Source organism: Kamptonema sp. UHCC 0994, from assembly GCF_029167235.1.
GTDB lineage: Bacteria > Cyanobacteriota > Cyanobacteriia > Cyanobacteriales > Microcoleaceae > Kamptonema.
The window spans coordinates 1-26,719 of record NZ_JARFTR010000196.1; the positions used below are offsets into that span (position 1 = coordinate 1).

Consider the following 26,719-nt stretch of genomic DNA (forward strand, 5'->3'; position numbering starts at 1 on the left):
CCTGATAGTTAGTCTTAAATCGTATCCATAACAAGGATGGAGTTATCAAGGAGCGGAATGATGCGAAAGTATCACGTTCCGTTCTGAAGGAGAGGTAGGAGTGGCAACGCTCCTATCGACTCTAACTAATTGTTGCTAACGCCGCCATCCTAGCGGTAAAACCACCGCCGAGAAAATCTGTTGCGTGGCTGATGTGTAAGTTCTTTTCAATCTCAAATCTCACTCCTATGATAGAGGTCAAGACCGAGGCAAAACCCTATGAAACCTCAACGTGCTATACGGTCGGTTCTCGCAGCACTTCCCCTTGCTGGAATTTGGATATTGGATCTCTCCCTTTACTCGCTTTCCAGGCCAGAGAACTCGACATTATTGGTAATTTTCCCACAATCTCTATCGGCAAGTGCTCAGCAACTTGTCCCGGCCCCTGATGGCACTGGTACTGTTGTTGCCCCAAATGGCAACCGCTACGATATTAAAGGTGGTACTGTGTCGGGAGATGGCGCGAATCTCTTCCACAGTTTTACTCGGTTTGGTTTAGATTCCGGTCAAGTTGCCAATTTTTTGACAAATCCTGCCATTCGCAACATTTTAACTCGCGTTGTTGGCGGTGATGCTTCTGTTATTAACGGTCTGATTTCTGTTAGTGGCGGTAATTCCAATTTATACATTGTCAATCCCGCCGGGATTATTTTTGGTGCTAATGCCAGATTGGACGTGCCGGGATCTTTTATGGCGACTACTGCCAATGGGATTGGTTTTAATAACGGCTGGTTTAATGCTACGGGAATTAATGACTACACAGCATTAATTGGTACTCCCAATACTTTTAATTTTAGTCAGCAATCAGGAGCAATTGTCAATGCAGGTGAATTGGCAGTTGGAGAAGGACAAAATTTAACATTGCTAGGTAATACGGTAATTAATACTGGGAAATTATCTGCACCAGGAGGGCAAATTACTATTGCTGCTATTCCTGGAGAAAATGTGCTGCGGATCTCTCAGCCGGGACATCTGTTGCAATTGGAAATAGCAGCAGGGTCGCGAATGGGAGATGGAAATTCGGCATCATCTTCACAAATTACACCCCTTTCTTTGCCGCGATTGCTAACAGGTAGCATTGGAGAAGTTACTGGTTTAGCTGTGAATGCTGAGGGTCAAATTGTGCTGACTGCTTCTGGCCAAACTATACCCTCAGCGGCGGGGACGACAATCGCATCAGGTTCCTTGAATGTTTCCTCTGAAACTATGGGAGGAACAGTTAATGTTTTAGGTACACGAGTGGGGTTATTGGGCGCAAATATTGACGCTTCCGGCATTTTTGGCGGGGGAAATGTGCGGATTGGGGGAGATTTTCGGGGGATGGGAACAGTCCCGAATGCTACTGGTACTTATATCGATCGCAATACTACGATCGCAGCAGATGCAATTTCAACGGGTAACGGCGGCCGTATAATCGTCTGGGCAGACGCTACAACAGGCTTTTTCGGTCGCATCACTGCTAGGGGCGGTACGGGGGGATTTGTCGAAGTTTCGGGTAAAGAAAATCTGATTTTCGATGGAAGTGTTGATACTAGGGGGATAAATGGTGCGGGTATTTTGTTACTTGACCCAACTAATATTAACATTGTCGATGCAGAACAGAGTGCAGATGATGCTGCGATTGCACAAGGTAGTATTTTCGGAAAAGACTCGACTGGTACTAATACTAATTTTACAATCTCATCAAAAGCTCTGGAAAATCTCTCTGCCACCGCTGATGTAGTATTGGAGGCAACTAACAACATTACTATCGCCTCCCTCGCTTCCGGGGAATTGAAGCTTAAGGCAACTACGGGTTCAGTTACTTTTATGGCCGACTCCGATCGCGACGCGGTGGGATCGTTTTCTATGAGTCCGGGTGATACAATTAGCACTCAGGGCGGAAAAGTATCGATCTCTGGAACTGCGATCGCAGTGGGGGATATTATTACCAATGGTGGAGATATTAACCTTACTGGCGGTATCGGAGAAATCAGTGCAGGTAATCTTTCATCATCTAATTTATCTGCTATCGGTGGCAATGTTACTCTTAGTAGCAGCGGTAATATTGTACTTAATTCCCTTTTGTCGGCAGGTAAAACAACGGGCGGAGATATTAGTTTAGAAAGCAATGCCACAATTCGTGCAGGGGTTTTATCTGCCTCTGGAAATACGGGTGGAAATGTAACTGCTACTGCCTTTAGCAATCTTGAAGTGGGTAAAGTTACTACGGAAGGTAATAGTAAAGGCGGAGATATTAACCTCACCAGCCGTACAAGTTCGATTATAGCAGGGAGCAGGGGTGCAGGGGAGAATGCCCAGTCAACAGTTAACAGTCAACAGTTAACAGTTAACAGTCAACAGTTAACAGTTAACAAAATTAGTTCTGCTGCTACTAATGGCAACAGTGGTAATATTTCTGTGAATGCAGCTCAGAATGTAACAGTAGGAGAAATTGATGCCAAAGGGACGGGAGGGGGAAATGTAATTTTGAGTGGTAGAGGTAATGTGGTGGCGGCGGGAGCGATCGCTACTGGTGCTGGTAATATTACCTTGACGGGAGCAGAAATTGACTTGAATGGTGGTGCTAATTCCGTCAGTAGCAATGGTTATTTGACATTGCAACCAGGAAGTCTGAATCAAAATATTGCGATCGGCAATCAGACTAATCAAGGCGGAAATACTCTGAATATAACAGCAGACGACTTACAAGCACTGCAAAACGGGTTTACAGCGATCGCGATCGGCAGTGAAAATGGTAGCGGGGCAATTGCGATCGCGAGTGATGTCACCTTCAACGATCCTGTAACTATTCAATCTACTGGTAACTCAGGCTCGATCTCAACAACCGGAACCCTTTTAGGAACGGGAAATGCTTCTATTAATCTCAAAGCTGACGGCGATATCAAAATTGGCAACATTTCAACCGCTAACTCAGAAATTCGGGTGACAAGTAACCAGGGAAATATTACAGCTCAGCAATTACAATCAAGCGGCGGCAATACAACACTGCGATCCCAAGGTAACATTAATGTAGCATCGATCGACACATCCCCATCTTCCTCTTCCACCTCTTCTGGAGATATAGCCTTATCGACATCGGGAACTATCACAGTAGGGCCCATATCCGCTACAGGCGTTAGAGGAGGAAATATTACGCTCACGGGTACTAATAGCATCACTGTAGGCGCGATCGATGCCACCAGTAAAGAAGCGGGGGGAAATATTACCTTAACTGGTAATGAGATTGACTTGACAGGGGGCAAAGATTCAGCGATCGGCAATGGCAATTTGGTACTGCAACCGGGTAATTCTAGTCAAAATATTACTATCGGCGGGTCTGGTAACACAACTGCTTTGGATTTGACTGCTACTGACTTAAATGCTTTCCGCAATGGCTTTACTTCTGTTACCATTGGACGTTCAGACGGTAGCGGTACGATTAGTTTAGGCGATCGCGACTCCGAAACATCCTCAGAATTGAGATTTCGCGACCCGACAGTAATTCAAGCACCAGCAGAATCAGGTGCGATCGTTGGTACGGGAACAATTTCCGGCGCAAACGGCGCTACGATTAATTTAATTGCTGGTAGTGTCAATATTGGCAACATCAGCTCTCAAGCAGGAATCAGCATCGTTACCACGCGGGGTAATATTGCAGCCGGGACGATTTCCGCTCGCTCTGAAAATGGTGCCGGTGGTAATATTAGTATCCGTAGCGCCGGTTCCGTACAGTCAGAAAATATAAATGCTTTCGGCCATCAAGAAGGCGGTGATATCGAAATTTTAGCATCAGGCGCGATCGCCACTGGCATTATTAACTCAGGTTCTCAGATAGGAAATGCCGGTTCTAGTACCCTCAGAAGCCAAAGCAATATTCAAGTTTCTGCGATCAAGGCCGGTGGCTTAAAAGGCGGTAACATTGATATTATTACCGATGGAACCTTCAGAGCTACAGACACATTTAGAGACTCCAATCAAGTTACTGCTAGCATTTCCGCCGCAGGGCGCGATCGCGCGGGTTCAATCGCCATTCAGCAGGGGATTAGCAGCCCAACACCTTTTGTAGTAGGAAATCCTAAGAAAAATGGTACCGCTGGTGCAATTACTGACGGACAATTTACCATCGGCCCAACTCGCGAATTACTAACAAATTTTGATTTAAAAGCATTAGGAAGTCCTCAAGAGTCCTTAACAAAGGTTTCTAGTTCGAGTGAAGCCCCCTTGAAAAATGCCCCAGCTTCTTCCCCAAGCCCAAGTCCCAGCCCAATTATATTAACTTTAGAAGGAACGCCCGAAGTAGTATTAGATACCTCCGTGACTGCTAATGGCGGAACGAGCAAAAATTCAGTTTCGCAATCTGCAACCACGCAAAATTCTACACAGAATCCCACTATTCAAATTAGTTCTATCCCCAACTCAGAAAACTTAACTATTGTCAGCACACCTTCACCATCAGCCACATTAGAGTCTGGCCAAACTAAGACAATCCCAGGACAAACCGATGGTAGTGCTACAGGCTTAGAAATTTCTCGCTCTAGTAGCCTTAGCACCTTAACTCAAGTGAGTTTAACAGATTTATCGCCGCAATATCTCGATCAGCAACGAGGTCGGGAATTTGAAAATTACTTTGGGGGCAATCTTTCAGAAAAGCCAATCACAGCTCAAAATATTAGAAATATCCTCTCACGCATTGCTAGCGTTACGGGAGTTAAACCTGCGGTGGTTTATGTTTCTGCACAGCGTGAACAATTGGAACTCCGGCTATTTTTGCCAGATGGAAAGCCAATTTTTAAAAGTATTTCGGTGAAACGGGAAGAAGTATTAGAAGTAGCTAAAGAGTTTACTAATGATATTAGAAACCCTCGGATGCAGGATTATAAAATAGGAGCAAAGCAACTCCACGACTGGTTGATTGCACCGCTACAGCAGGAGTTAGATGCTCATGGTATTAATACCCTAACATTTTCGATGGATTCAGGGCTAAGAAGTCTGCCTGTTGCTGCTTTGTATGATGGCGAGCGCTTTTTAGTTGAAAAGTATAGTCTAGGCTTGATTCCTAGTTTGAGCTTGACTGATACGAACTATGTGGATATCAGAAAATCTGAAGTTTTGGCGATGGGGGCCTCGGATTTTCCAGAGATTGCGGGTCAAAGTCGTTTACCTGCGGTACCAATGGAACTATCTGCGATCGTTGGGAAGCTTTGGCCTGGGGTTTCTTTTCTGAATGAAAAGTTTACTTTAGCAAACTTAAAGGCCCAACGAAGTCAACCTCAGTATCAGATTATCCATTTAGCAACTCATGGGGAATTTCAACCAGGTGGTGCGGAAAATTCTTACATCCAGTTTTGGGATACGAAACTGCGGTTAAATCAGTTGCAGGAGTTGAAGTTATATAACCCACAAGTGGAGTTATTAGTGTTAAGTGCTTGTACTACTGCTGTGGGGGATGAGAGTGCTGAGTTAGGCTTTGCGGGGTTGGCGGTACAGGCGGGGGTGAAGTCGGCGCTGGCGAGTTTGTGGTATGTCAGTGATGCGGGAACTTTGGGGTTGATGTCGGAATTTTATCAGCAATTGCGGACTGCACCGATTAAGGCGGAGGCTTTAAGACAGGCGCAATTGGGTATGTTGCATGGACAGGTGCGTTTGCAGGATGGTCGTCTTTATAATTCGGGAAGCGAGATCGGTACTCGTTTACCTCCTGAGTTGGTTGCGCGCGGAGATAGAAATTTATCTCATCCCTATTATTGGGCTGCTTTTACGATGATTGGTTCGCCTTGGTAATTGGTAATTGGTGATTGGTAAAGTCCATAAATCTCATTAGTCCGCGAAGGCGGACTTTGTTTGTGTAGACGCGATTTCAATCGCCGGGATATTTTCTTCCTTCTTCCTTCTTCCTTCTTCCTTCTTCCTTCTTCCTTCTTCCTTCTTCCTTCTTCCTCTATACCTAATTATAAACGCCAAACTCGAATAGTTTTATCTTCACTCCCACTAACAATTGTCTGCCCATCAGGGCCGATCGCAACAGAATTTACTGAACCCGAATGCCCAGAAAGAATTTTTAGTAGTTCTCCATTACTCAAACGCCGTAGCTTAATTAAGCCATCATAACCGCCACTGGCAAGCATTTTGCCATCGGGACTAATTGTTACTGAATTAACCGCGTAGGAATGGCCGGAGAGAGTACGTAACAGTTTGCCAGTATGCAGATTCCAAATTCTAACTGTTTCGTCTTTGCTACCGCTGACTAAAGTTTGTCCATCAGGACTAATTGCGATCGCTAAAATATCCCGCGTGTGGCCTGCTAGAGTGCTGATTAACTCTTCCGTAACTAAACGCCACAACCTAATAGTATTATCTGCACCGTCGCTGGCTAAAATCTCACCATCGGGGCCGATCGTAAAAGCTTTAACCGAACCTGCATGGCCCGTCAATGTGCCGATCAATTCCCCCGTATTTATCCGCCACAGCTTGACTGTTTGACTGTAACTGCTGCTATGACTGGCGATCGTTTCTCCGTCTGGGCTAATTGCCACCGGCATTGAACCTGAATCTAAACGCGACAATCCAGTAACGAAGGTACGAATCAGTTCGCCTTTACTCAGGCTCCAGAGCTTAATCGTACCATCACCGCCACCTGTGGCAAAAGTTGCCCCGTCGGGGCTGACTACAACATTTTTCACTCCGTAGGGATGGCCTGTCATCGAACGGATTTGTTCCCCGGTACTCAGCAGCCATAGCTTAATTTTGCCGTCTTCGCCGCCGCTGACGAGAATTTTGCCATCGGGGGCGATCGCAACCGATTTTACCCCGTCTGCATGGCCAGTGAGGGTTTGAATCTCCATTATTGTGACGATTGCCTGGTTTGAATCACCGCTTGTCTGAACCCTAGCACTACTAAAATATTAGACAGTGTTAGGAATAATTCTGCACCCCCATGCAGCCAATCGATATTGGCCAACGAGTCGCCATAAGCTACTTTCGCATAAATTCCAGCGGGAATCGTAATAGCAACGAATACTAGAGTACCGTAAAACCCAATCAGAGCCAACCGAGGTACTTGTCGCGATCGCGTCAAAAACCACAAAAAACCCAAGTAGGGAAAAAGTGATAGAGCAAAAATAGTTTCTTTTGTCATTAAATTGGTAATTGGTAATTGGTAATTGGTAATCGCTAATTGCTAATTGCTAATCGCTAATCGCTAATTGCTAATCTCCCCCATCTTCCCCTCTCCCTCATCCTCCCCATCTTCCAGTCCCCCCATCTTCCCATCTTCCCCTCCCTCGACTCCCCCCTGAGCCGATCGCCAAATCCACCAAGCGGCCGCGCACAGAGTAAAATTACCAATCATAGTCATAGTAGCTTGGACAGTGACAAGCCATTCTAGGGAAGGCAAGTTGTCAAAATAGTGCCACGTACAAGCGCACATCGCGCCCACGAGAGCCGGTAACATACCGAAGGATAACGCCCACCAAGCGCGGTTTTGACTGACTTCGCCATAGAGCCAGATAAACCAGAGGGCAGCTATCCACTCAATGACGCTAGAGACGTGGATAATCCAGGTAGGGATGGACAGAGTTTGCATAAAAAAACTTTAGATTTTAGATTTTAAATTTTAGATTCAATAGAGACTAATTAATTGAAATATCTTAAATCCAAAATGGGAAAGATGCGGGCGGTTTTATCTGGCTACTACGGTAAAGGCAATGGCGGCGACGAAGCACTGTTGGCATCGCTGCTACAAATGTTACCAGATTATGTAACACCAATTGTGCTTTCTGGCAATCCTGTCCAGACAAATCAACGCTACGGGGTAGAAACGTGCGATCGCATGAATGCCTTTCACGTGCTCCAAACCTTGCGTACCTCCAATGCCCTCATTTGGGGCGGCGGTAGTTTAATCCAAGACTCCACCAGCCTAGCCAGCCCTTTTTATTATGGCGGATTAATGGGCATCGCTCAACAACTGGGCTTAAAAACGATCGCCTGGGCTCAAGGAATTGGCCCCTTAAAGCGCCCCATCACCCGTAGTCTTGCTAAACGCTGGTTTGGGGGCTGTAACGCCGTCAGCGTGCGCGACAAAGGCTCCGCAGGCTTACTCGTGGATTGGCAAATTCCCTTTACTTTAGCACCAGATCCCGTTTGGGCCTTGGATGCTTTACCAGTAGCAGGGTTATGGGATTTGCCAGCACCCAGAGTTGCTGTAAATCTGCGATCGCACTCCACCCTCACCCCCACTCGTTTAGCCACATTAACCCGCGCCTTGATCGACTTTCAAAAAGCCACAAAAACCTTTATTTTACTCCTACCCTTTCAATCTTCTCAAGACCTACCTCTTGCCGAAATTCTGCACAAAGCTATACCTAATGATAGCAAAATTCTCACCTTAGAAAACCCCAGAGAATTAAAGGGAGTATTTCGCGGAGTAGAAATGGTCATCGGAATGCGCTATCACAGTTTAATTATGGGATTAGCCGAAGAATGTCGTTGTTTTGCGCTCAGTTACGACCCCAAAGTAACACAATTAATGGATGACTTAGAAATTCCCGGCTACTTATTATCTGAATTGCCAGACAACCCTAACTCAATCAGTAAAACTTGGATCGAAAACTATGCTAACGGCGAGCCACTTTCGCAGAATAAGATAGAATATCTAGTAGATCGATCTCTCATCCATCAAGAAGTATTACAGTCAGCCCTCCAGTAGTATAATCAGAGGTAAAACACCATGCCAGTTAACACAGCAGAATTAAAGATTACCTGGGAAAAATTACCCGCTGATTTCATTTTAGATGAGGAGCCAGTGGAAAACATCGACCAGCCAATTCTAGCCGCCGCCTTGCGAGAAAGCTTAGAAATCGCCAGACTAATTCAAGATAGAATATTAGTAGCTTCAAATATGGGAATTTGCGCTACATTAAATAGCAAACTAGCCATCAAAGCCCCAGATTGGTTTTATGCCGGCAATGTCGAGCCATTTCCTAATCAGGAAGTTCGTCGCAGTTACACCCCAAACCTAGAAGGGGAAATTCCGGTAATCGTGATGGAATTTTTATCAGCAACCGAAAGCGATGAATATTCCAGTAAACAAAGTTATCCACCGGGAAAATGGTTTTTTTACGAGCAAATATTGCGCGTACCATTCTATGCTATATTTGAACCTAGAGAGGGTTTGCTAGAACTATATCAATTAAATTCATCAGGGCGATATGAACTACAACCACCTGATGTCAATAATCGTCATTGGATTGAAGGAGTAGGATTATTTTTGGGAGTGTGGCAAGGAACAAAAGCAAATCGGACAGGCTATTGGTTACGTTGGTGGGATGAAAGCGAAGAGATGTTATTGTGGGGAGCAGAAACGATTGAAAGAGAAAGACAAGAAAAAGAAATTATACAACAACGGGCAGAACGATTAGCTGCACAATTAAGAGCAGCCGGAATTGAACCTGAAGTTTAGATTCTAGGAAAGGTAACGCCGCCTTCTAGGCGGTAAATAACCGCCCAGAGGGCGGCGTTACGAAGCGTGATTTGTAAATTCTATAATGCGATCAAGGAGTTATCAAAATTGGCAAGAGTTCGAGTCCGTCAGCACGTCAATCCACTCTGCATTAAATATCAAGTATCCGCAAGTCCTCCAGATTGGACTCAAATTTATCCTAACTTAAATCTGCCCCTACATTTAGATATCGGCTGTGGCAGAGGGCGCTTTTTATGGCAAATGGCACAAATACAAAATGATTGGAACTTTCTAGGGTTAGAAATTCGCGAACCCTTAGTAGAAGAAGCTAATGCTTGGCGGGATGAAAAAGGCTTGCAAAATCTTCACTATTTATTTTGCAATGCCAACAATTCCATCAAGCCAATTTTAGCATCTTTACCGACAGGTGCATTGCAGCGAGTAACAATTCAATTTCCCGATCCCTGGTTCAAACAAAAGCATCTAAAAAGGCGGATGGTACAACCAGAATTAGTTGCAGAATTGGCAACATATCTATCTGTTAACGGCGAAGTTTTTATCCAATCAGACGTTGAAGAAGTAGCCGCAGAAATGCGCGATAGATTCTCATCTCACCCGGCTTTCCACCGCCAAGGTGACGGTAATTGGCTAACAGAAAATCCCTTACCAATTCCTACGGAACGAGAACTTGCTACCTTAAAACGCGGCGAACCTGTATATCGGGCATTGTTTAAAATTCAGGACTTACCCACGCTTGAAGTAACGCCGCCATCTTGGCGGTGACAATACCGCCCAGAGGGCGGCGTTACGGTATTAAATCCAAGAAGGAAACCACATCCGAATTCTCCAACCATCAGGCGATAAAGGCAGTCCCAAATAAACAGGTATCCAGAAAACAAAAGCCAGTAAAATTAGAAAAATAACAGTAATTCCCATACCTCGGAGACGACGTTGAGGACTGTGTAGCCACCTATCAACCCACCAAGCAAGTGCTAATCCGGCAAACACAGAACTACCCATATAATGGTATAAAAATGTGCAGCGAGTCACCTTTATCCAAGGCAATAAATTAGCAAACCAATTAACTACCAAATAGAACCCCAGCCACAATTGTGCCGTCGGCGGAAATTGAACTGGTACTTGTTCTATCAATTCCATTGAAGCCACATTCCGGGTTTCTAACCAAACTGAAACTCGATTAGCCAACATCCATAATAACAAAAAAATAGCGACAGTTGAAAACCACCAAAGGGCGGGGTTTCCCATCGCATGAACATCAAAAATAGTCTTAGTAAAACCTTCAGGTAAAGACGGCAAAACTGGGTCAATTTCACCCTTGTTTTCAGCAGCTTTATAAAAGTAAACTACTGGCCGAATCATAAAAATCCAACTGTACCACCAAGAACAATAAGGATGAACATCAGGCCCACTTTTAATCCGTTCGTGATAGCTCAAAATTTCCTTTTGCATATCCCAAAAATTCGGAGTTGGGTTGAGTAGCAAGTGAGGAATCCAAAGTAAACTATAGACTGCAACTGGAATAATTGCTAAACTCAATACTACCTGTCCAAAATTTAATTGCGTCAAACTTTGTAAAGGACTTTGTAAAGGGCTTTCCGCAGGATGAAAACTACGCTCTTCCCCTTCTATTCTTCTCCCCTGAATCAACCGCATCCCCCAAGCAAATATTAAAAGTAAATAAGTACCAAATAGAAACCATAAACCGTTCCACTTAATACAAGCAGAAGCACCAAAACCTATCCCCGCTAACACCAACCATAACCATCGCTTATTGCCTTGATTGTCAAGTGCTTTCAGGAAAAATAACTGTGCCAATAACCCAAGAATCACTAGATAAATGTTATTGAGTGCATAGCGAGATTCAACCAGAAATAAACCGTCACAAGCCGCAAATAAAGCCGCAATCAAAGCATAACTAGGGCGGCGAGTTAACTGATAAGCTAGAGCTGCTACAACTAGGGGAATAAAGGAACCAGTAAAAGCATTTATCCAGCGATAATCCCAAGGGGAAAGTAAAGAACCTGTCAAATTATTGACCGAATCTTGTCCAAAAGGTAGATGAGAACCTATCCAAATCCCAATTGCAATTATGTATTGGCTTAAAGGTGGATGAGCATTGAAAAAAGGAGTTTTTGTTAGATAATCATTGGCAAACTTAGCATAATAAACCTCATCAAATACGAAAGCATTAAAGCGATCGAGTCCCCAAAATCGCAATGCAACTGATAGGAGAAATATACCAAGTAGTCCGATGTTAAACCAGGGAATTGACTTGTTAGATATTTGTTTAGGTAAAATCATAAAAAATCCTGATAAAGCTATTAAAAATCTATAGTAATCACCCTTCACCACTGACATTAAAATTAACACCGTGATAAATTTCTGTCAATTGAATTTGAAACTCAATATTAGTTAAAGCCAAGACTGCATCAGCCGTTTCATACTCACTTAAAACCCATTTTCCTTCAGAGTTTTTAGCAAATTGTTCAATATGAAAGTTGTACTGATCGATCGTAATATATTCTTTCAGTTCAGGAATCGATCGATAATACTGAAATTTGTCACCGCGATCGTAATCTTTGGTTGATTTTGACAAAACTTCAACAATCAGCAGCGGATTTGTCACCATAGTAGTACCGCTTCCCTCATAAATGGGTTCTCCCTCAATTACCATAACATCGGGATAGGTATAGAGGCGATAACGGGGTATCCACAATCGCACATCACCCATATATACCCGATAATTGCGTCCTCTCAGATCGAATTTTGAGCTAGCATAAAAATTACCTGCGATTTCGTTATGATTGGTAGTCCCGCCTGTCATTGGTACTATTTCTCCATCTCGGTATTCACTTTTAGACTCCGCAGCTTCTTCCAGTTCCAGATATTCTTCAGGAGTGTAGTAGCGTTTTTGGATCTGTGTTTGCATAATATCCTCAGCGCGATCGCGCATCAAAATTAACTTAACATTATACCAAAGAAAAGCGGCTCTGCATCTCGCAGAACCGCCACTAACAGAGGAGCGAAAATGAAAACTTAACGAGCTAGACCTTGTACAGAAGTCATATCGATCGGCTTCATAAAGTATAGCTTTAACAAATTCCAGCCAGTCGAGACGTAGAGTGGTAGTTTCTGGAAGAATTGCAAGACTTTTGGAGTATTGGTAGATGCGATCGCACTCAGCTTCTCATTATTTTCCACGCAAACATCCAGACGTTGATAAAACTCAGGATTATTCACATCCAGAATCACAGGGAACACCCGTCCCGCCGTATCATTCGTCTTCTCAATCACCTCAATGTCATAATCGCGAGCATTCAAACCAATAGCAGCATAGAACTCACCGCGCTGAATATCATTCAAATACATCGTCGCAAACACCGAAAGTAAGAAGAACCGACACCACAGTTTTGCTTTCCAATCATTCAAAAACTGAGGCTGAGCCTTCATAATTGCGTCGAAGAAATCCCCGTGTCGATTTTCATCCTGACACCAGTTTTCAAAGAAGCGGAAAATTGGATAAATCCGGTCTTCCGGGTGTGCTTCCAAGTGGCGGAAAATCGTAATGTAGCGCCAGTAACCAATCTTTTCAGACAGGTAAGTAGCGTAGAAAATAAACTTCGGCTTAAAGAAAGTATACTGGCGGCTCTTAGTTAGAAAGCCTAAATCCAGCGACAAATTAAAATCAGACAGCGCCTTATTCAGAAATCCTGCGTGGCGAGCTTCATCCCGTGACATCAATAAAAAGCACTCAGCCAGCAGCGGGCTCTTGTCCTTTAGCTTGCGTGCTAGTTCCTTGTAAAGCAAAAAGCCAGAAAACTCAGCCGTACACGAACGCTCTAGAAACTCCACAAACACTCGGCGTTTGTCACCATCAATATGATCCCAAGATTGCTCAAACTCAGCATCTCGTACAAAATGGTGACGGTTGTAGTCAGCGCGGAACTCTTCGAGAATCGCTCTAAGCTCATCTTCATTCGGGGAGATGTCCATTGCGACCATCTCTTCAAAGTCGGTGGTATAAAATCGAGGCGTGAGGATGGTTTCCTTAGCTGGGACTTTAATCCCCGGCCGCAATTCTTCAAAAGTTGGTTTCTTGAGGGAATCTACCATAGGTTTTTTGTATCTCTTGTTTTCACACTAGCCGAGTGGGTGTTTAGCTGGGAGCAAACTTTTGCTCAATCTGGAAATTGTAGTGGCGATCGCGACGCAAAGGCAAGCTTACCTTTGGGGGAAAAGGACAAACTTTTCAAGATCAGTCCTTGAAAGTTTGGTTCTTAAAAGCCGTGTTAGGTGGCTTCTAGTGATTTGCTCAACCAAAGTTAAGGTTTTGGCTACTTGATTGTTACATTTCATTAACATTGAGGACTTCCGGCTGGTCGAGCTTATTGCTAGAAGTGTGGTAGGAAATTACCGTAGCTATAGATGATACCACAGCTAAGTGGCATCTATCGACTTTCTGTTGGTGCTGTGCTTGGACTGGCTTTAGGATTTTTGCTGGGGACGCTTGACATATCTCTATGCCGATGAAGTTATTCCTGAAGCCAAGCTGACAAGATATTTGCTAGTTTGGAAGCCAAAGGATGATAAGTCTGGATTTTAAGCTCAAGCAGGATATACTCTTGATAACTGGCAACAACTTGAACGGGACTTAAGAAGCTTGCTGATGAATAAAGCGATGTAGAAGTTTGCAGTCCAGTTATATCATGTCCGGTTAAATACTTGTCATTGCGAGCCAAGCGCAGCGCAGTTACGAGCGAAGCGAAGCAATCCCGAAGCAATCACAGAGACTAGGCGATTGCTTCGCGGAGCTCGCAATGACAGATAGTAAGTAATTTGCCGGACATGATATTAATAGTTAGCTAGTTTCCGTGAACTTGTGGCAAGTGTGATGTGAACAAAATTATGTTGGCAAAAGGTAAAGGAAATCATGGTAAAAGTTAAAAACATTGTGTTGGTTCATGGTTTCTGGATAGATGCCTCTAGTTACAGTGAAGTTATTTCAACGTTGTTGGCGGAAGGCTACGAAGTTATTGCGGTTCAAAACCCACTGACATCATTAGCGGATGATATTGCTGCTACAAAACGCGCTTTGAATCGCATAGAAGGTCAATGTATTCTAGTTGGTCAGTCATGGGGCGGTATGGTTATTAGCGAAGTTGGCAATGATGAACGAGTCTCTGGGTTAGTTTATATTGCTGCACTTGCTCCTGATGCTGGCGAATCGATGATAGATTTGATGAGTAAGTACGAATCTGCATCGCCATCGGAGCATTTTCAAGAACAAGAAGGATTTATTTGGATTTCAAAAGCAGGGGTACAAACAATTTTGGCTGGCGACATTTCGGCAGAAAAATCAGCGTTGATGTATGCTACTCAAAACCCGCCATCTACGTCATTGTTGGAAGCAAAAATTGATTTGCCAGCGTGGAAAAACAAGCCAAGTTGGTATATTATTGCGAACAATGATAAAGCTGTTTCGCCTGAACTACAACATGATTTGGCTAAGCGAATTAATGCAAAAACAATTGTTTTAGAATCAAGTCATGTTCCCATGATTTCTCGTGCTAAAGAAGTTGTGGAAGTTATTAGGGAAGCGGCGATGAATAGCTAACGACAGACAGGTGGGATGTCTTCAGGTTCCAAATCTCTGCGTATCTACCTATTTTAGGGTATTTCTAGGTACGTAGTTGCGCTTCAGCGCTCTTAGGGTATATGAAAGAGCGCTGAAGCGCAACTACATACCTTTGAAAAATATATGATTACTAATAAGTTATTCATTCAGTGCTTCAAGTCGTCTGACGACAGGTAAGATTCCCCTATTATACAAAAGTGGCGCTGGTTGCGATCGCTCCTGTAAATATATCTAACGATATAATCTTTGTTATAATCTGCAATGGCATACAAAAGGAAGAGGTAAAATGCGGGTTGCGATCGCGGGTGCTGGACTAGCTGGCATGACTTGTGCCATCGATTTAGTCGATGCCGGACATCAAGTAGAAATTTTTGAATCCCGACCTTTCGTAGGCGGTAAAGTAGGAAGTTGGGTCGATCCTGACGGGAATCACGTAGAAATGGGTTTGCACGTCTTTTTTGGCTGCTATTATAACTTATTTGAAGTGATGAAAAAAGTAGGGGCATTTGATAATTTACTCCTCAAAGAACACACTCATACTTTTATTAATAGAGGCGGCGAGACAGGAGTTCTGGATTTTCGGTTTATTGCTGGTGCTCCCTTTAACGGTTTAAAGGCTTTCTTTACCACATCTCAGTTATCTTTACAAGATAAAATTCAAAATTCGATTGCTCTGGCTACGAGTCCAATTGTGCGCGGTTTGGTAGACTTTGATGGGGCAATGAGAACTATTCGCAAGCTAGATAATATTAGTTTTGCCGACTGGTTTAGAGGTCAAGGCGGTAATAATGGCAGTCTGAAAAAGATGTGGAATCCTATCGCTTACGCCCTGGGTTTTATCGATACTGAAAATATTTCTGCCCGGTGTATGTTGACAATTTTTCAGTTTTTTGCTTGTCGAACTCAAGCCTCGGTGATGCGAATGTTGCAGGGTTCTCCGAATGAATATTTGCATAAACCCATTGTTAAATATCTGGAAGATCGAGGTGTTAAAATCTATACGCGGCGGCGAGTAAGGGAAATTTTGTTTGCAGAAGATGGCGGCGAAACTCGCGTGACTGGGTTAGCGATCGCGAAAGGAGAAACAGAAGAAACTATTACCGCAGATGCTTACCTTTTCGCCGGAGATGTGCCGGGAGTGCAAAAGATTTTGCCTCCTGATTGGCGGAAATGGTCGGAATTTGACAATATTTATAAATTGGATGCCGTGCCGGTAGCAACGGTGCAATTGCGGTTTGATGGATGGGTGACAGAGTTAGACGATCCTGAGAAGCGCAAGCAGTTGAGTCATGCTGTGGGAATAGATAATTTGCTTTATTCAGCAGATGCCGATTTTTCCTGTTTTGCTGACTTGGCATTAGCGAGTCCGGCCGATTACTATAAGAAAGGAGAAGGTTCTCTGTTACAATTGGTGTTAACTCCTGGCGATCCATTTATTAAGGAGAATAATGAAGCGATCGCGCAGCACGTCTTGAAGCAAGTTTTAGATTTATTCCCATCAGCACGGGAATTAAATATGACTTGGTATAGTGTAGTTAAGCTAGCTCAATCTTTGTATCGCGAAGCACCAGGAATGGATGCTTTTCGTCCCGATCAAAAAACACCCGTAGCTAATTTTTTCTTAGCAGGAAGTTACACTCAGCAAGACTACATTGATAGTATGGAAGGAGCAACTATTTCCGGCCGTCAAGCAGCTAAGGCTATTTTAGAAATGGCTAATAGCTAATAGCTAATTGCTAATTGCTAATGGCTAATTCAGGACTTACGCAAAACTATCCGTAACGCCGCCTTCTAGGCGGTAAAGGAACCGCCAAGATGGCGGCTTTACGTAAACCGTGCGTAAGTCCTGAAATTGTAGGATAGGTGGAGCGCCAGCGCAATCCATCACCCAAGTTTTAAGTTTTGAACACAGTTAACAATTACCAGTTAACAGTTAACAATTACCAGTTAACAGTTAACAGTTAACAGTTAACAAATAACAAATAAAAAATATGTCAGATTGGTTAGAACATAGCGTACAAGTAGAAGTTGCCATCCCGATAGAAATGGCGTGGAGTCTTTGGTCGGACTTAGAACAAATGCCGCGCTGGATGAAGTGGATTGAATCAGTGCATATTCTCGAAGAAGATCCAGATTTGTCCCGGTGGAAACTAGGTACAGGAAACTTAGAATTTAGCTGGCTTTCCCGCATTTTGAAATTAGTTCCCTGCCAGATTATTCAATGGGAATCCGTCGATGGGTTGCCTAATCGCGGTGCAGTTAGATTTTACGATCGCAAAGGTAGCAGCATTGTGAGGCTAACAGTAGCTTATGCGATTCCTGGCATTCTCGGCAAATTAATGGATAATTTGTTTTTGGGCCGCGTGGTGGAATCGACAATTCAGGCTGATTTGGAAAGGTTTAAAGAGTATGCTCTGAAAATCCAAGCAGAGTCATAGAATCATCAGGAAAGTGTCAATATATACTTATGCCGATTCTTGCTTCCGGTTATGAGTTATTGTCTGAACCCCTCCTGCCAGAACCCCCAAAATCCCGACGCTACAAGGTTTTGCCTAACTTGTGGCGCAAAACTGTTGCTAAAAGAACGGTATCGCGCCATCAAACCCATTGGCAGAGGGGGTTTTGGTAGAACTTTCCTGGCAATTGATGAGGATAAACCGTCTAAACCTCGCTGCGTTATCAAGCAGTTTTTTCCCCAGTCACTAGGTACTAATAATGCTGAGAAAGCAGCAGAATTATTTAACCGAGAAGCGGCGAGACTGGATGAACTGGGAAAACACCCGCAAATTCCTGATTTGCTGGCGTATTTTGAACAGGAAGGCCGACAGTATTTAGTACAGGAATTTGTTGGGGGTGAAAATTTAGCAGAAGAATTGGCGATTGCAGGTGCTTTTAGTGAAGCTAAGATTCGGAGTTTGTTGAAAGATTTACTACCTGTGTTGCAGTTTGTTCACGATCGCCAAGTGATTCATCGCGATATTAAGCCAGCAAATATTATTAGAAAACCTCCGCAACCTCTTGATACTTCTTTGTTTTTAAGTTACCCGGTTGGAAATCTGGCTTTGGTTGATTTTGGTGCAGCTAAAGTAGTAACTCAAGGTGGCGGAACAGGAACTATTATCGGTAGTCCCGAATATGTTGCACCTGAACAAGTTAGAGGTCAAGCAGTTTTTGCTAGCGATTTATATAGTTTAGGTGTGACTTGCGTTCATTTGCTAACTCAACTTTCTCCTTTTGATTTGTTCGATATCAATGAGGATAAATGGGTATGGCGAGATTATTTGAATAAAAATTCGGTGAGTCCTAAGCTAGGAAATATTATAGATAAATTGTTAGAAACTAGCTTAAGTCGCCGCTATAGATCGGCAACAGAGGTACTTGACGCTTTAGATTTTAATCAGGGAATTGTATTACCGCCAATTGCATCTCAACCTGTTCCTAAGTTGACGATACCAGTCCCGACGATCGCACCTCCATTTATTTCTAAAAAGCCATTAGTGCCGATGCGATCGCCAACTTGGGAAACTATTTATACGATGACAGGACATTTAGATTCAGTAACATCTGTGGCATTTAGTCCTGACAATCAAACTTTAGCTAGTGGTAGTGGAGATAATACTATTGAGATTTGGAAACTGGATACAGGGACGCGCTGGTATACGCTTAGGGGTCATTCTGATTGGGTAAATTGTGTTGCTTTTAATCCTAATGGTCAGAGTTTAGTCAGTGGCAGTCGCGATAATACTATTCAGATGTGGGATTTGAAAAAAGGCAAATGGTGGTATAGTTTGGTGGGACATTCAGACCGGGTTTATACAGTTGCTTTTAGTGCTGATGGTCAGAGTTTAGTTAGTAGCAGTCGTGACAAAACTATCCGATTATGGAATTTGCATAAAGGCAAGTGTACGCAAACTATTACGGGTCATTCTGAGGGCGTTTTTGCAGTAGTTTTTAGTCCTAATGGTCAGTTTTTAGCTAGTGGCAGTCGGGACAAAACTGTACAACTTTGGGATATCGGTACTGGGAGGTCAATTTGTACTTTGTCTGGTCATACAAACTGGATAATTTCAGTAGCTTTTAGTCCCGATGGGAAGATTTTAGCTAGCGGTAGCCGAGATGGTATGATTAAGCTATGGCGAGTAAGGAGTGATGGTAAAGGGGAGTTGCTACACGCGATCGCAGATAATTCCGAAAGCGTTTTCTGTGTTACATTTAGCCGGGATGGAAAGATTTTAGCCAGCAGTGGTCGCGACGGTCAAATTTCTTTGTGGGATGTAGACACAGGCGTTTTGCTGGAAATTCTCAACGGTCATTCTGGGGATGTTTTGTCTGTTACTTTTAGTGGGGATGGGAAGAGTTTGGCTAGTGGGGGAAGCGATCGGTCTATTAAAATTTGGCGAAAAATATGGTAAGTGGATTTAACTAATAGTAAACATCAGGATCTCCTATCAAAAGGGGAAAAGGAATAAATCATTCTATGTCCGCTGAATTGCTGCATCAATTAACAATACTGCGCGATCGCGTCGCTGAGTTAGAAACACAGTTAGCAGAAAGCCAAAAGGCAGAATCAGCCTTACGGCAGTCAAAAGCAGAATTAGAAATGGCAGTTGAGGAGTATACAAGTCAATTGCAACAGAGTAGGGATCGTTTGCAACAAGAAATATGCGATCGCCAATTTGCAGAAGAAAAACTAAAAAAACAAGAACACCAAATTAAATCTCTGCTTAACAATATACCGCATATTGCTTGGCTCAAAGACCCAGAAAGCATATACATTGCAGTTAACGAACCCTTCGCTAAAGCTTGTGGCTTAACTCCAGAAGATATCGTAGGCAAAACTGACTTTGATCTTTGGCCTTCAGAATTAGCCACAAAATATCGGCAAGATGATTTCCAAATCATTGCTTCAGGGCAACAAAAAGTGATTGAAGAATCCATTATCGATGCACTAGGAAATACTTTCTGGGTTGAAACAATAAAAACTCCGATTTATAGCGAAGGTAAAATCATTGGGACAACCGGCTTTGGTCAAGATATCACAGTTCGCAAGCAAGCAGAAATAGCCCTAGAAAAAAATGAGATTAAATATCGCAGCTTAGTCGATACATCCCAAGATATGATCTGGTCTGTCGATCTTGAAGGATGCTATACTTTTGTCAATCCAGCAGTTAGGAAAATTTACGGCTATGAGCCGGAAGAAATGATCGGAAGGCAGTTTACTAACTTCCTGCCACCTCAACAAATTCAGAAAGATTTTGAGGCTTTTACTCGTGTTTTAGGTGGGGAAGCACTCCTTCAGTATGAGAGTGTCCAACTTGCTAAAGATGGCAGACCTATAAATCTCATATTTAATGCTATAGCGCTACGTGGGGAAACAGGAAATATTATAGGTGCAACAGGTCTAGCTAGCGACATTAGCTTACGCAAACTTGCAGAAGCAGCACTCGCTGAAAGTGAAGCTAAATTCCGTCGCTTAGTAGAAAATGCTAATGATTTGATCTATGAACATTCAATAGATTCAATATTCACATATCTTTCGCCCAAGATATTCGATCTGATTGGGTATGAAATATCTGAACTTTTAGGAAAGTCTTTTGTGCCGTTGATTCACCCTGAAGATTTGCCAGCCGTTATAGCGTTTCTCAACTGTATTATTGAAACTGGTGAGAAACTGGCGGGACTTGAATTTAGAACCAAACATAAAGACAGTAGTTGGCATTGGATCACCTGTAATATTTCACCTGTTAAAGATGCCGATGGCAATATTATTAGTTTTATGGGTATTGCCCGTGATATTCGCGATCGCAAACTTGTAGAAGAAACTCTGCGGCAGTCAGAATCACAATTAAGACAGCAAGCTCTCGATTTAGAGCTAGCATTGCGACAGCTACAACGCACTCAATCTCAACTGATTCAGAGTGAAAAAATGTCTAGCTTAGGCCAGCTAGTTGCTGGAGTTGCCCACGAAATTAATAACCCTGTTAACTTTATTTATGGGAATCTTACCTACGCCAATGACTACACTCAAAATCTACTTAAACTACTGCAACTTTACCAAAAACACTATCCAGAGCCCGTCACAGAAATCCAAGAAGAAATTGAAGCTAGTGATATCGAATTCTTCTTAGAAGATTTGCCAAAAATCCTCTCTTCCATGAAATTAGGATCTGAGCGTATCCAGCAAATTGTGACATCTCTACGTAGCTTTTCACGCATGGACGAAGCGGAAATGAAAGAGGTTAATATTCACGAAGGCATCGACAGTACGTTGATGATTTTGCAACACCGAATCAAGGCAAAAAGCGATCGTCCTGCTATTCATATCATCAAAGAATATGGAAAATTACCTTTAGTCGAGTGTAGCGCCGGACAGCTAAATCAAGTGTTTATGAATATCCTGAGTAATGCTTTGGATGCCCTAGATGAAAGGGATGCACAAAGATCTACTAATGAAATAGAGCAAATGCCTAGTAGTATCAGTATCCATACTGCAATATCAAGTACAAACTATGTGGAAATTCGGATTACGGACAATGGGCCGGGGATACCAAAAAGCATCCTAGAGCGACTTTTTGACCCATTTTTTACTACCAAAGCTGTTGGAAAAGGTACAGGAATGGGTCTATCAATTAGTTATCAGATTATAACAGAGCGACACGGTGGAACGTTAGAATGTATTTCCGTGCCGGGAGAAGGTGCAGAATTTAAAGTTATGATTCCGCTCAAACCTTCTTCTTAAAGATGAAAATCAAATAACTACTGAATTTAGATATGTTGTTGCTCTAGGGTGCGATCGCAAAAGTGATACAATAGCTTTTTTCATTATTGAATTTATTCTATTTTATCATGCTGATACTCTCTCATCGCCAGCATCTTCTTAGCTACATCCTCAGATATTGGCATTACGGATAATCGATTCCCCTTTTTGACCAATAAAAGCCGATCCGCACTGAACGTTTGTTTAAGTAAATCAAGAGATATCAAACTAGGAAAAGCCTCGATAAATTCCACAATAACAGTCTGCCATCGAGGAGCATCAAGAGTTGACTTAGCATCATAATATTCACTATGCAGATCGAATTGAGTCGGATCGTTTATCCCAGTTTCAACTATACGCATTAAACCGACAATTCCTGGGAATCTAGTGTTAGAATGGTAAAAAAATGCTAAGTCTCCATGACTCATTTCTCGCAGATAATTACGAGCTTGATAGTTGCGAACACCGTCCCATAGAGAAGTACGATCACGCTTCAAATCTGCAATACTATAAACATCTGGTTCCGATTTCATTAGCCAATAGTTCATAAGGACGATAACAGAATTTAACGTAGAGTGACATTGCCCGTAACAGTCTTTACTTCAAAGTTATCTGTAAATTTTACATCGCTTGCATTAATGAACATTATTGCATTATAATCTTTTGATTACTGCCAATAGTGATATATTTTCAGTTAAAGTGCTACTGGATACTGATTATACTACTGGTTGGCTGACATTGATGCAAAATTGAGCTAAATTAAAGTAATGCTAAAAATCAGACACTTGAGTGCAACAATATCTGCGATCGCCCTAGGAATTATTGCTGGATGTACCGCTAATGAACCACCTAAAACGACAACTATTTCTCCTCAGCCTGATGCAACTACTCCGCTAGTTAAAAAAGAAAATAAATCATCAATTGTATCTCCGACTAATCCAGATACAGCAGCTAACTCTATAATTCAGCAATATATCAAAAAACTAACTGCCAAAGGAGTTCCTAAAGAAAAACAAGGCGTATGGATGCAATCTAGCAATACTCTTTTAGCAAATTATCAAGGCACAATTCCTTTACCAGCAGCTTCAATTACCAAAGTAGCAACAACTCTAGCAGCACTGCAAACTTTTGGCCCAGATCGCCAATTTATCACTGTAATCAATGCAACTGGCCCCATTGAAAAAGGTATATTAAAAGGCGATTTAGTAATTCAGGGAGGGGAAGATCCGTTATTTATCTGGGAAGAAGCAATTGCCCTCGGTAACACCTTAAATAAAAAAGGTATTAAGCGAATAACTGGCAATTTGATAATTATCGGTAAATTTTACATGAACTTTGAACTTAACCCCCAGAAAGCAGGCACTCTGCTTCAAGAGGGATTAAATAGTCAAATTTGGTCTTCAGAAGCTGAAAGCCAATATCAAACTTTGCCAGTAGGAACTCCTAAACCACAGATAATAATTGACGGTTCAGTACAAGTTTTACCCAAAACTCCTACCAATATTCAGCCTCTAGTCCGCCATTATTCTTTGCCTTTAGCCGAACTCGTAAAGAAAATGAATCAGTACAGTAATAATTTGATGGCTGATATGTTAGCTGATACTGTCGGCGGAGCAAAAGTAGTAGCCCAAAAAGCCGCAGAAATCGCAGGAGTTCTCCCCGCAGAAATTCAACTCGTTAATGGTTCTGGCTTAAGCGAAGACAATCGTATTTCTCCCCGCGCAGCTTGTGCAATATTTTTAGCACTTGAACGCTATCTGCAACCTTATAATATGACAATTGCAGATGTTTTAACAGTAGTTGGAAAAGATCCAGGAATCTTAAATGAGCGGAAGCTTCCTCCATTAGCTATTATTAAATCGGGAACTCTTGATTATGTCAGCGCTTTAGGAGGAGCACTACCCACTCAAAAACAAGGAACTGTCTGGTTTGTGATGATGAATGGGGGAGAAAATGTAGAGGAATTTCGTGCACAGCAAGAAGCTCTCTTAAATATTTTTTTGAAAGAGTGGGGTGCTGTTCAAGTTTCGCCGCCAGAGTTAACACCTAATCCTGATAGAAAAAGTAAAACTTCTCGCAATGAAGTTGTCAACTAACTTTGACCTATTTTCGACCAAAATCTGCTGGAATCTCCCCCCAAAAAACAGTATTCCACTTGAGGATGGGATTAGCATAGTCATTACTCTCTAGCCAACTCAATGCCCGTTCTCAAAAAATTAGGATTTTGTAGTATCTATGGATTTGCGGTATGATCTTATTTATAGCCCTAAATTACCGCAGATTAGCTATTAGATAGCGAATTGTATCAACCATAAATAGAATTTCATATCCAAATTTGCTATAATAAGAAACTTACCCCTTAACCTTATCCCATTAGCAATTAATTCCACCTCAGACAATATGCTCAACATTCCTCAACTTCTAGCCCAAGAACTTTCTATCAATCCAGCTCAAATTAACAGCGCTCTCGAACTTTTCGCCGAAGGAGCAACAATTCCCTTTATTGCCCGCTACCGCAAAGAGCGCACGGGTTCTCTGGATGAAATTCAGTTGCGAGATATCTCCGAAAGATTTACCTATCTTACCGAAATTGAAGACCGCAAAAAAACAATTTTAGATGCGATCGCATCTCAAGGTAAACTGACTGACGAACTAAAAGCTAAAATCGAAGCTTGCCTACAAAAAAACTTACTTGAAGACCTCTATCTCCCTTACAAAACTAAGCGGCGCACGCGAGCAACTATTGCTAGAGAAAAAGGATTAGAACCCCTAGCAGAATTTATCAAATCTCTTAACTTACCCCAGGCACAACCAGTATCCCTAGAAGCAGAAGCCGCTAAATATATCTCCGAAGAGAAGGGTGTCAAAACCGCAGAAGAAGCTCTCAAAGGTGCTGCTGATATTTTAGCAGAGGAAGTCTCAGAAAAAGCAGAACTGCGGGCATACTTGCGAGACTATCTGATGAAATCGGGTTCCTTTGTTTCGCGCATCAAAGATGAACATCCCGAAGGCAGCACTAAATTTGAAATGTACCGCAATTATCAAGTTGCTGTTAAAAACATTCAACCTCATAATATGCTGGCTTTATTCCGGGGTGAAACGGAAGGAATTTTAGACTTGGATCTTGCCTTCGATGAGTCTACTGTACTCTCATATCTGGAATCTCAGGAGATTAAAACTAAAGTGAAAGCAGTAAGAGACTTTTATCAAACGATGCTCAAAGATGCTTTCAATCGGTTGATGAAAACATCTCTAACTACGGAGGTACGGAGTAACAGGAAAGCCGACGCAGATTTGGAGTCAATTAAGACATTTGAAACCAATCTTCGTGAGTTATTACTATCGGCTCCAGCCGGGATGAAGCCGACATTAGCCGTAGATCCGGGATTTCGGACAGGGTGTAAGGTTTCTGTACTATCAGAAACGGGTAAATTTTTAGAATATCAGACTATTTTTCCTCACCAAGCGGTTGCACAGCGTCAACAATCTGCTAATACTATTAAGCGGATGATTGAGACTTACAAAATTGAGTTAATCGCGATTGGTAATGGCACAGCTTCTCGCGAGACAGATGAGTTTATTGCTGAAGTTTTGGCAACCTTAGAAAGAAAGCCAATTAAAGTGATGGTGAATGAATCTGGCGCATCGATTTATTCAGCAAGTGATGTAGCGATCGCAGAATTTCCCGATCTCGATCTTACAGTAAGAGGAGCCATTAGTATTGGCCGCCGCTTGCAAGATCCGCTGGCGGAACTTGTTAAAATCGATCCAAAATCCATCGGTGTAGGACAATATCAGCATGATGTCGATCAAAAATTGCTCAAAAAGAAACTTGACGACACCGTAGAAAGCTGCGTTAATTATGTCGGTGTAGACTTAAATACAGCATCCAAAGAATTGCTGACCTTTGTATCGGGAATGACACCAACTGTTGCTAAAAATATAGTTAATTACCGCAATGAAAATGGTGCATTTAAAAATCGCCGCCAACTGTTGAAAGTCCCGAAATTGGGGCCAAAAGCTTTTGAACAAGCGGCTGGTTTCCTACGCATTCGTGGTAGTGAAAATCCGCTGGATAATACAGCAGTGCATCCAGAAAGTTACTTTGTCGTGGAAGCGATCGCTAAAGATTTGAGCGTTCCCTTAGCACAGATAACACAATTATCTGAAAAAGTCAAGGGTATTAACATTAAGAAATACGTCACTGAAACCATCGGCGAACCCACTCTCCGCGATATCATTAAGGAACTAGAAAAACCAGGAAGAGACCCGCGAGATGAGTTCAAATATGCGACTTTTAAAGCAGGCATTAAAGAAATTTCCGACCTAAATGTTGGCATGGAATTAGAAGGCATCGTTACCAATGTTGCTAACTTTGGCGCATTTGTTGATATCGGCGTGCATCAAGATGGTTTAGTGCATATTTCTCAACTAGCTGACAGATTTGTGGAAGATCCAAAACTAATTGTTAAAGTTGGACAAGTGGTGAAAGTGCGAGTGCTAGAAGTTAATGAGAAATTGAAGCGCATTAGCTTATCGATGAAGTTGCCGGAGCAACAAAATAGTGATAGAAAAGCTAGTAGCAGCAAGCCTCAGCAATCACCCACTCTTAACGATTTGAAAGCTAAGTTTAATAAGAGGTGAGGTATAGCTAGGGACTACGATGCTCCGATGCTCCGATGCTCAGGAAAGAAGGGGAAGAGAGTTAATGGTTTCAGCCATGAGCGAGTATCCTAATTGCCTTGGCGGTTGCTATTAATACCAAATCCGGGTTAGTCATCCCCTTTATTAGTAATTATCCATCGTCATTGCGAGCTCCGCGAAGCAA

General features: G+C 42.6%; 19 protein-coding genes. 11 read left to right on the forward strand and 8 right to left on the reverse strand.

Annotated elements, in window-relative coordinates; all coding sequences use genetic code 11:
• The first annotated feature begins 258 nt into the window (after positions 1-258).
• Entirely contained in the window at positions 259-5,802 is a 5,544-nt protein-coding gene (locus PY364_RS17925; protein WP_275524542.1) for a CHAT domain-containing protein, read from the forward strand.
• Between the two features lie 167 nt (positions 5,803-5,969).
• Here the strand turns inward: PY364_RS17925 and PY364_RS17930 are convergent, their stop codons facing one another.
• The 3 genes from PY364_RS17930 to PY364_RS17940 all read right to left on the reverse strand — a co-directional run bounded on the left by PY364_RS17930 (position 5,970) and on the right by PY364_RS17940 (position 7,603).
• Positions 5,970-6,863: a WD40 repeat domain-containing protein gene (locus tag PY364_RS17930; protein ID WP_275524544.1), complete on the reverse strand. Its 894-nt coding sequence runs from the start codon at positions 6,861-6,863 to the stop codon at positions 5,970-5,972.
• The gene (locus tag PY364_RS17935; RefSeq protein WP_007353394.1) at positions 6,863-7,156 is read right to left on the reverse strand and encodes a DUF3593 domain-containing protein; all 294 of its coding nucleotides are present in this window, start codon (positions 7,154-7,156) and stop codon (positions 6,863-6,865) included. Before PY364_RS17935 ends, PY364_RS17930 begins: the two co-directional genes overlap by 1 nt.
• A 63-nt stretch (positions 7,157-7,219) precedes the next feature.
• On the reverse strand, positions 7,220-7,603 hold the full coding sequence (locus tag PY364_RS17940) for a DUF2499 domain-containing protein (protein ID WP_275524546.1): 384 nt from the start codon (positions 7,601-7,603) through the stop codon (positions 7,220-7,222).
• 75 nt (positions 7,604-7,678) lie between these two features.
• On the opposite strand from PY364_RS17940, the gene csaB reads away from it, so the two are divergent.
• The 3 genes from csaB (at position 7,679) to trmB (ending at position 10,261) form a co-directional block, all read left to right on the forward strand.
• Positions 7,679-8,725, forward strand: a complete 1,047-nt coding sequence (gene csaB, locus PY364_RS17945; RefSeq protein WP_275524548.1) for a polysaccharide pyruvyl transferase CsaB — start codon at positions 7,679-7,681, stop codon at positions 8,723-8,725.
• Between the two features lie 21 nt (positions 8,726-8,746).
• Positions 8,747-9,478 (forward strand): Uma2 family endonuclease, encoded by a 732-nt coding sequence (locus PY364_RS17950; RefSeq protein WP_275524549.1) that lies wholly within the window; start codon positions 8,747-8,749, stop codon positions 9,476-9,478.
• 108 nt (positions 9,479-9,586) lie between these two features.
• On the forward strand, positions 9,587-10,261 hold the full coding sequence (gene trmB / locus PY364_RS17955; RefSeq protein WP_275524551.1) for a tRNA (guanosine(46)-N7)-methyltransferase TrmB: 675 nt from the start codon (positions 9,587-9,589) through the stop codon (positions 10,259-10,261).
• 30 nt (positions 10,262-10,291) lie between these two features.
• On the opposite strand, the gene PY364_RS17960 is transcribed toward trmB, so the two are convergent.
• The 4 genes from PY364_RS17960 to PY364_RS17975 all read right to left on the reverse strand — a co-directional run bounded on the left by PY364_RS17960 (position 10,292) and on the right by PY364_RS17975 (position 14,238).
• The gene (locus PY364_RS17960; protein WP_275524553.1) at positions 10,292-11,800 is read right to left on the reverse strand and encodes a phospholipid carrier-dependent glycosyltransferase; all 1,509 of its coding nucleotides are present in this window, start codon (positions 11,798-11,800) and stop codon (positions 10,292-10,294) included.
• A 37-nt stretch (positions 11,801-11,837) separates the two neighbouring features.
• Complete coding sequence (locus PY364_RS17965) at positions 11,838-12,428, reverse strand: Uma2 family endonuclease (protein ID WP_275524555.1); 591 nt, start codon at positions 12,426-12,428, stop codon at positions 11,838-11,840.
• Between the two features lie 107 nt (positions 12,429-12,535).
• Positions 12,536-13,612, reverse strand: a complete 1,077-nt coding sequence (gene acsF, locus PY364_RS17970; protein ID WP_275524557.1) for a magnesium-protoporphyrin IX monomethyl ester (oxidative) cyclase — start codon at positions 13,610-13,612, stop codon at positions 12,536-12,538.
• A 419-nt stretch (positions 13,613-14,031) separates the two neighbouring features.
• A complete protein-coding gene (locus PY364_RS17975; protein ID WP_275524559.1) occupies positions 14,032-14,238 on the reverse strand; it encodes a hypothetical protein in 207 nt (68 codons plus the stop codon).
• A 191-nt stretch (positions 14,239-14,429) separates the two neighbouring features.
• Here PY364_RS17975 and PY364_RS17980 point away from each other — a divergent pair, with 191 nt between their 5' ends.
• The 5 genes from PY364_RS17980 (at position 14,430) to PY364_RS18000 (ending at position 21,873) form a co-directional block, all read left to right on the forward strand.
• Complete coding sequence (locus PY364_RS17980) at positions 14,430-15,113, forward strand: alpha/beta hydrolase (RefSeq protein ID WP_275524561.1); 684 nt, start codon at positions 14,430-14,432, stop codon at positions 15,111-15,113.
• A 307-nt stretch (positions 15,114-15,420) separates the two neighbouring features.
• A complete protein-coding gene (zds, locus tag PY364_RS17985) occupies positions 15,421-16,860 on the forward strand; it encodes a 9,9'-di-cis-zeta-carotene desaturase (RefSeq protein ID WP_275524563.1) in 1,440 nt (479 codons plus the stop codon).
• Between the two features lie 265 nt (positions 16,861-17,125).
• Entirely contained in the window at positions 17,126-17,572 is a 447-nt protein-coding gene (locus PY364_RS17990) for an SRPBCC family protein (protein WP_275524565.1), read from the forward strand.
• Positions 17,573-17,623: 51 nt separating this feature from the next.
• Complete coding sequence (locus PY364_RS17995; protein ID WP_275524566.1) at positions 17,624-19,546, forward strand: serine/threonine-protein kinase; 1,923 nt, start codon at positions 17,624-17,626, stop codon at positions 19,544-19,546.
• 65 nt (positions 19,547-19,611) lie between these two features.
• The gene (locus PY364_RS18000) at positions 19,612-21,873 is read left to right on the forward strand and encodes a PAS domain S-box protein (RefSeq protein ID WP_275524567.1); all 2,262 of its coding nucleotides are present in this window, start codon (positions 19,612-19,614) and stop codon (positions 21,871-21,873) included.
• Positions 21,874-21,965: 92 nt separating this feature from the next.
• Here the strand turns inward: PY364_RS18000 and PY364_RS18005 are convergent, their stop codons facing one another.
• A complete protein-coding gene (locus PY364_RS18005) occupies positions 21,966-22,439 on the reverse strand; it encodes an EVE domain-containing protein (RefSeq protein ID WP_275524568.1) in 474 nt (157 codons plus the stop codon).
• Between the two features lie 219 nt (positions 22,440-22,658).
• Here PY364_RS18005 and PY364_RS18010 point away from each other — a divergent pair, with 219 nt between their 5' ends.
• Together PY364_RS18010 and PY364_RS18015 are read left to right on the forward strand one after the other, a co-directional pair.
• Positions 22,659-23,987: a D-alanyl-D-alanine carboxypeptidase gene (locus PY364_RS18010; protein WP_275524569.1), complete on the forward strand. Its 1,329-nt coding sequence runs from the start codon at positions 22,659-22,661 to the stop codon at positions 23,985-23,987.
• A 304-nt stretch (positions 23,988-24,291) separates the two neighbouring features.
• The gene (locus PY364_RS18015) at positions 24,292-26,535 is read left to right on the forward strand and encodes a Tex family protein (RefSeq protein ID WP_275524571.1); all 2,244 of its coding nucleotides are present in this window, start codon (positions 24,292-24,294) and stop codon (positions 26,533-26,535) included.
• Positions 26,536-26,719 lie beyond the last annotated feature (184 nt).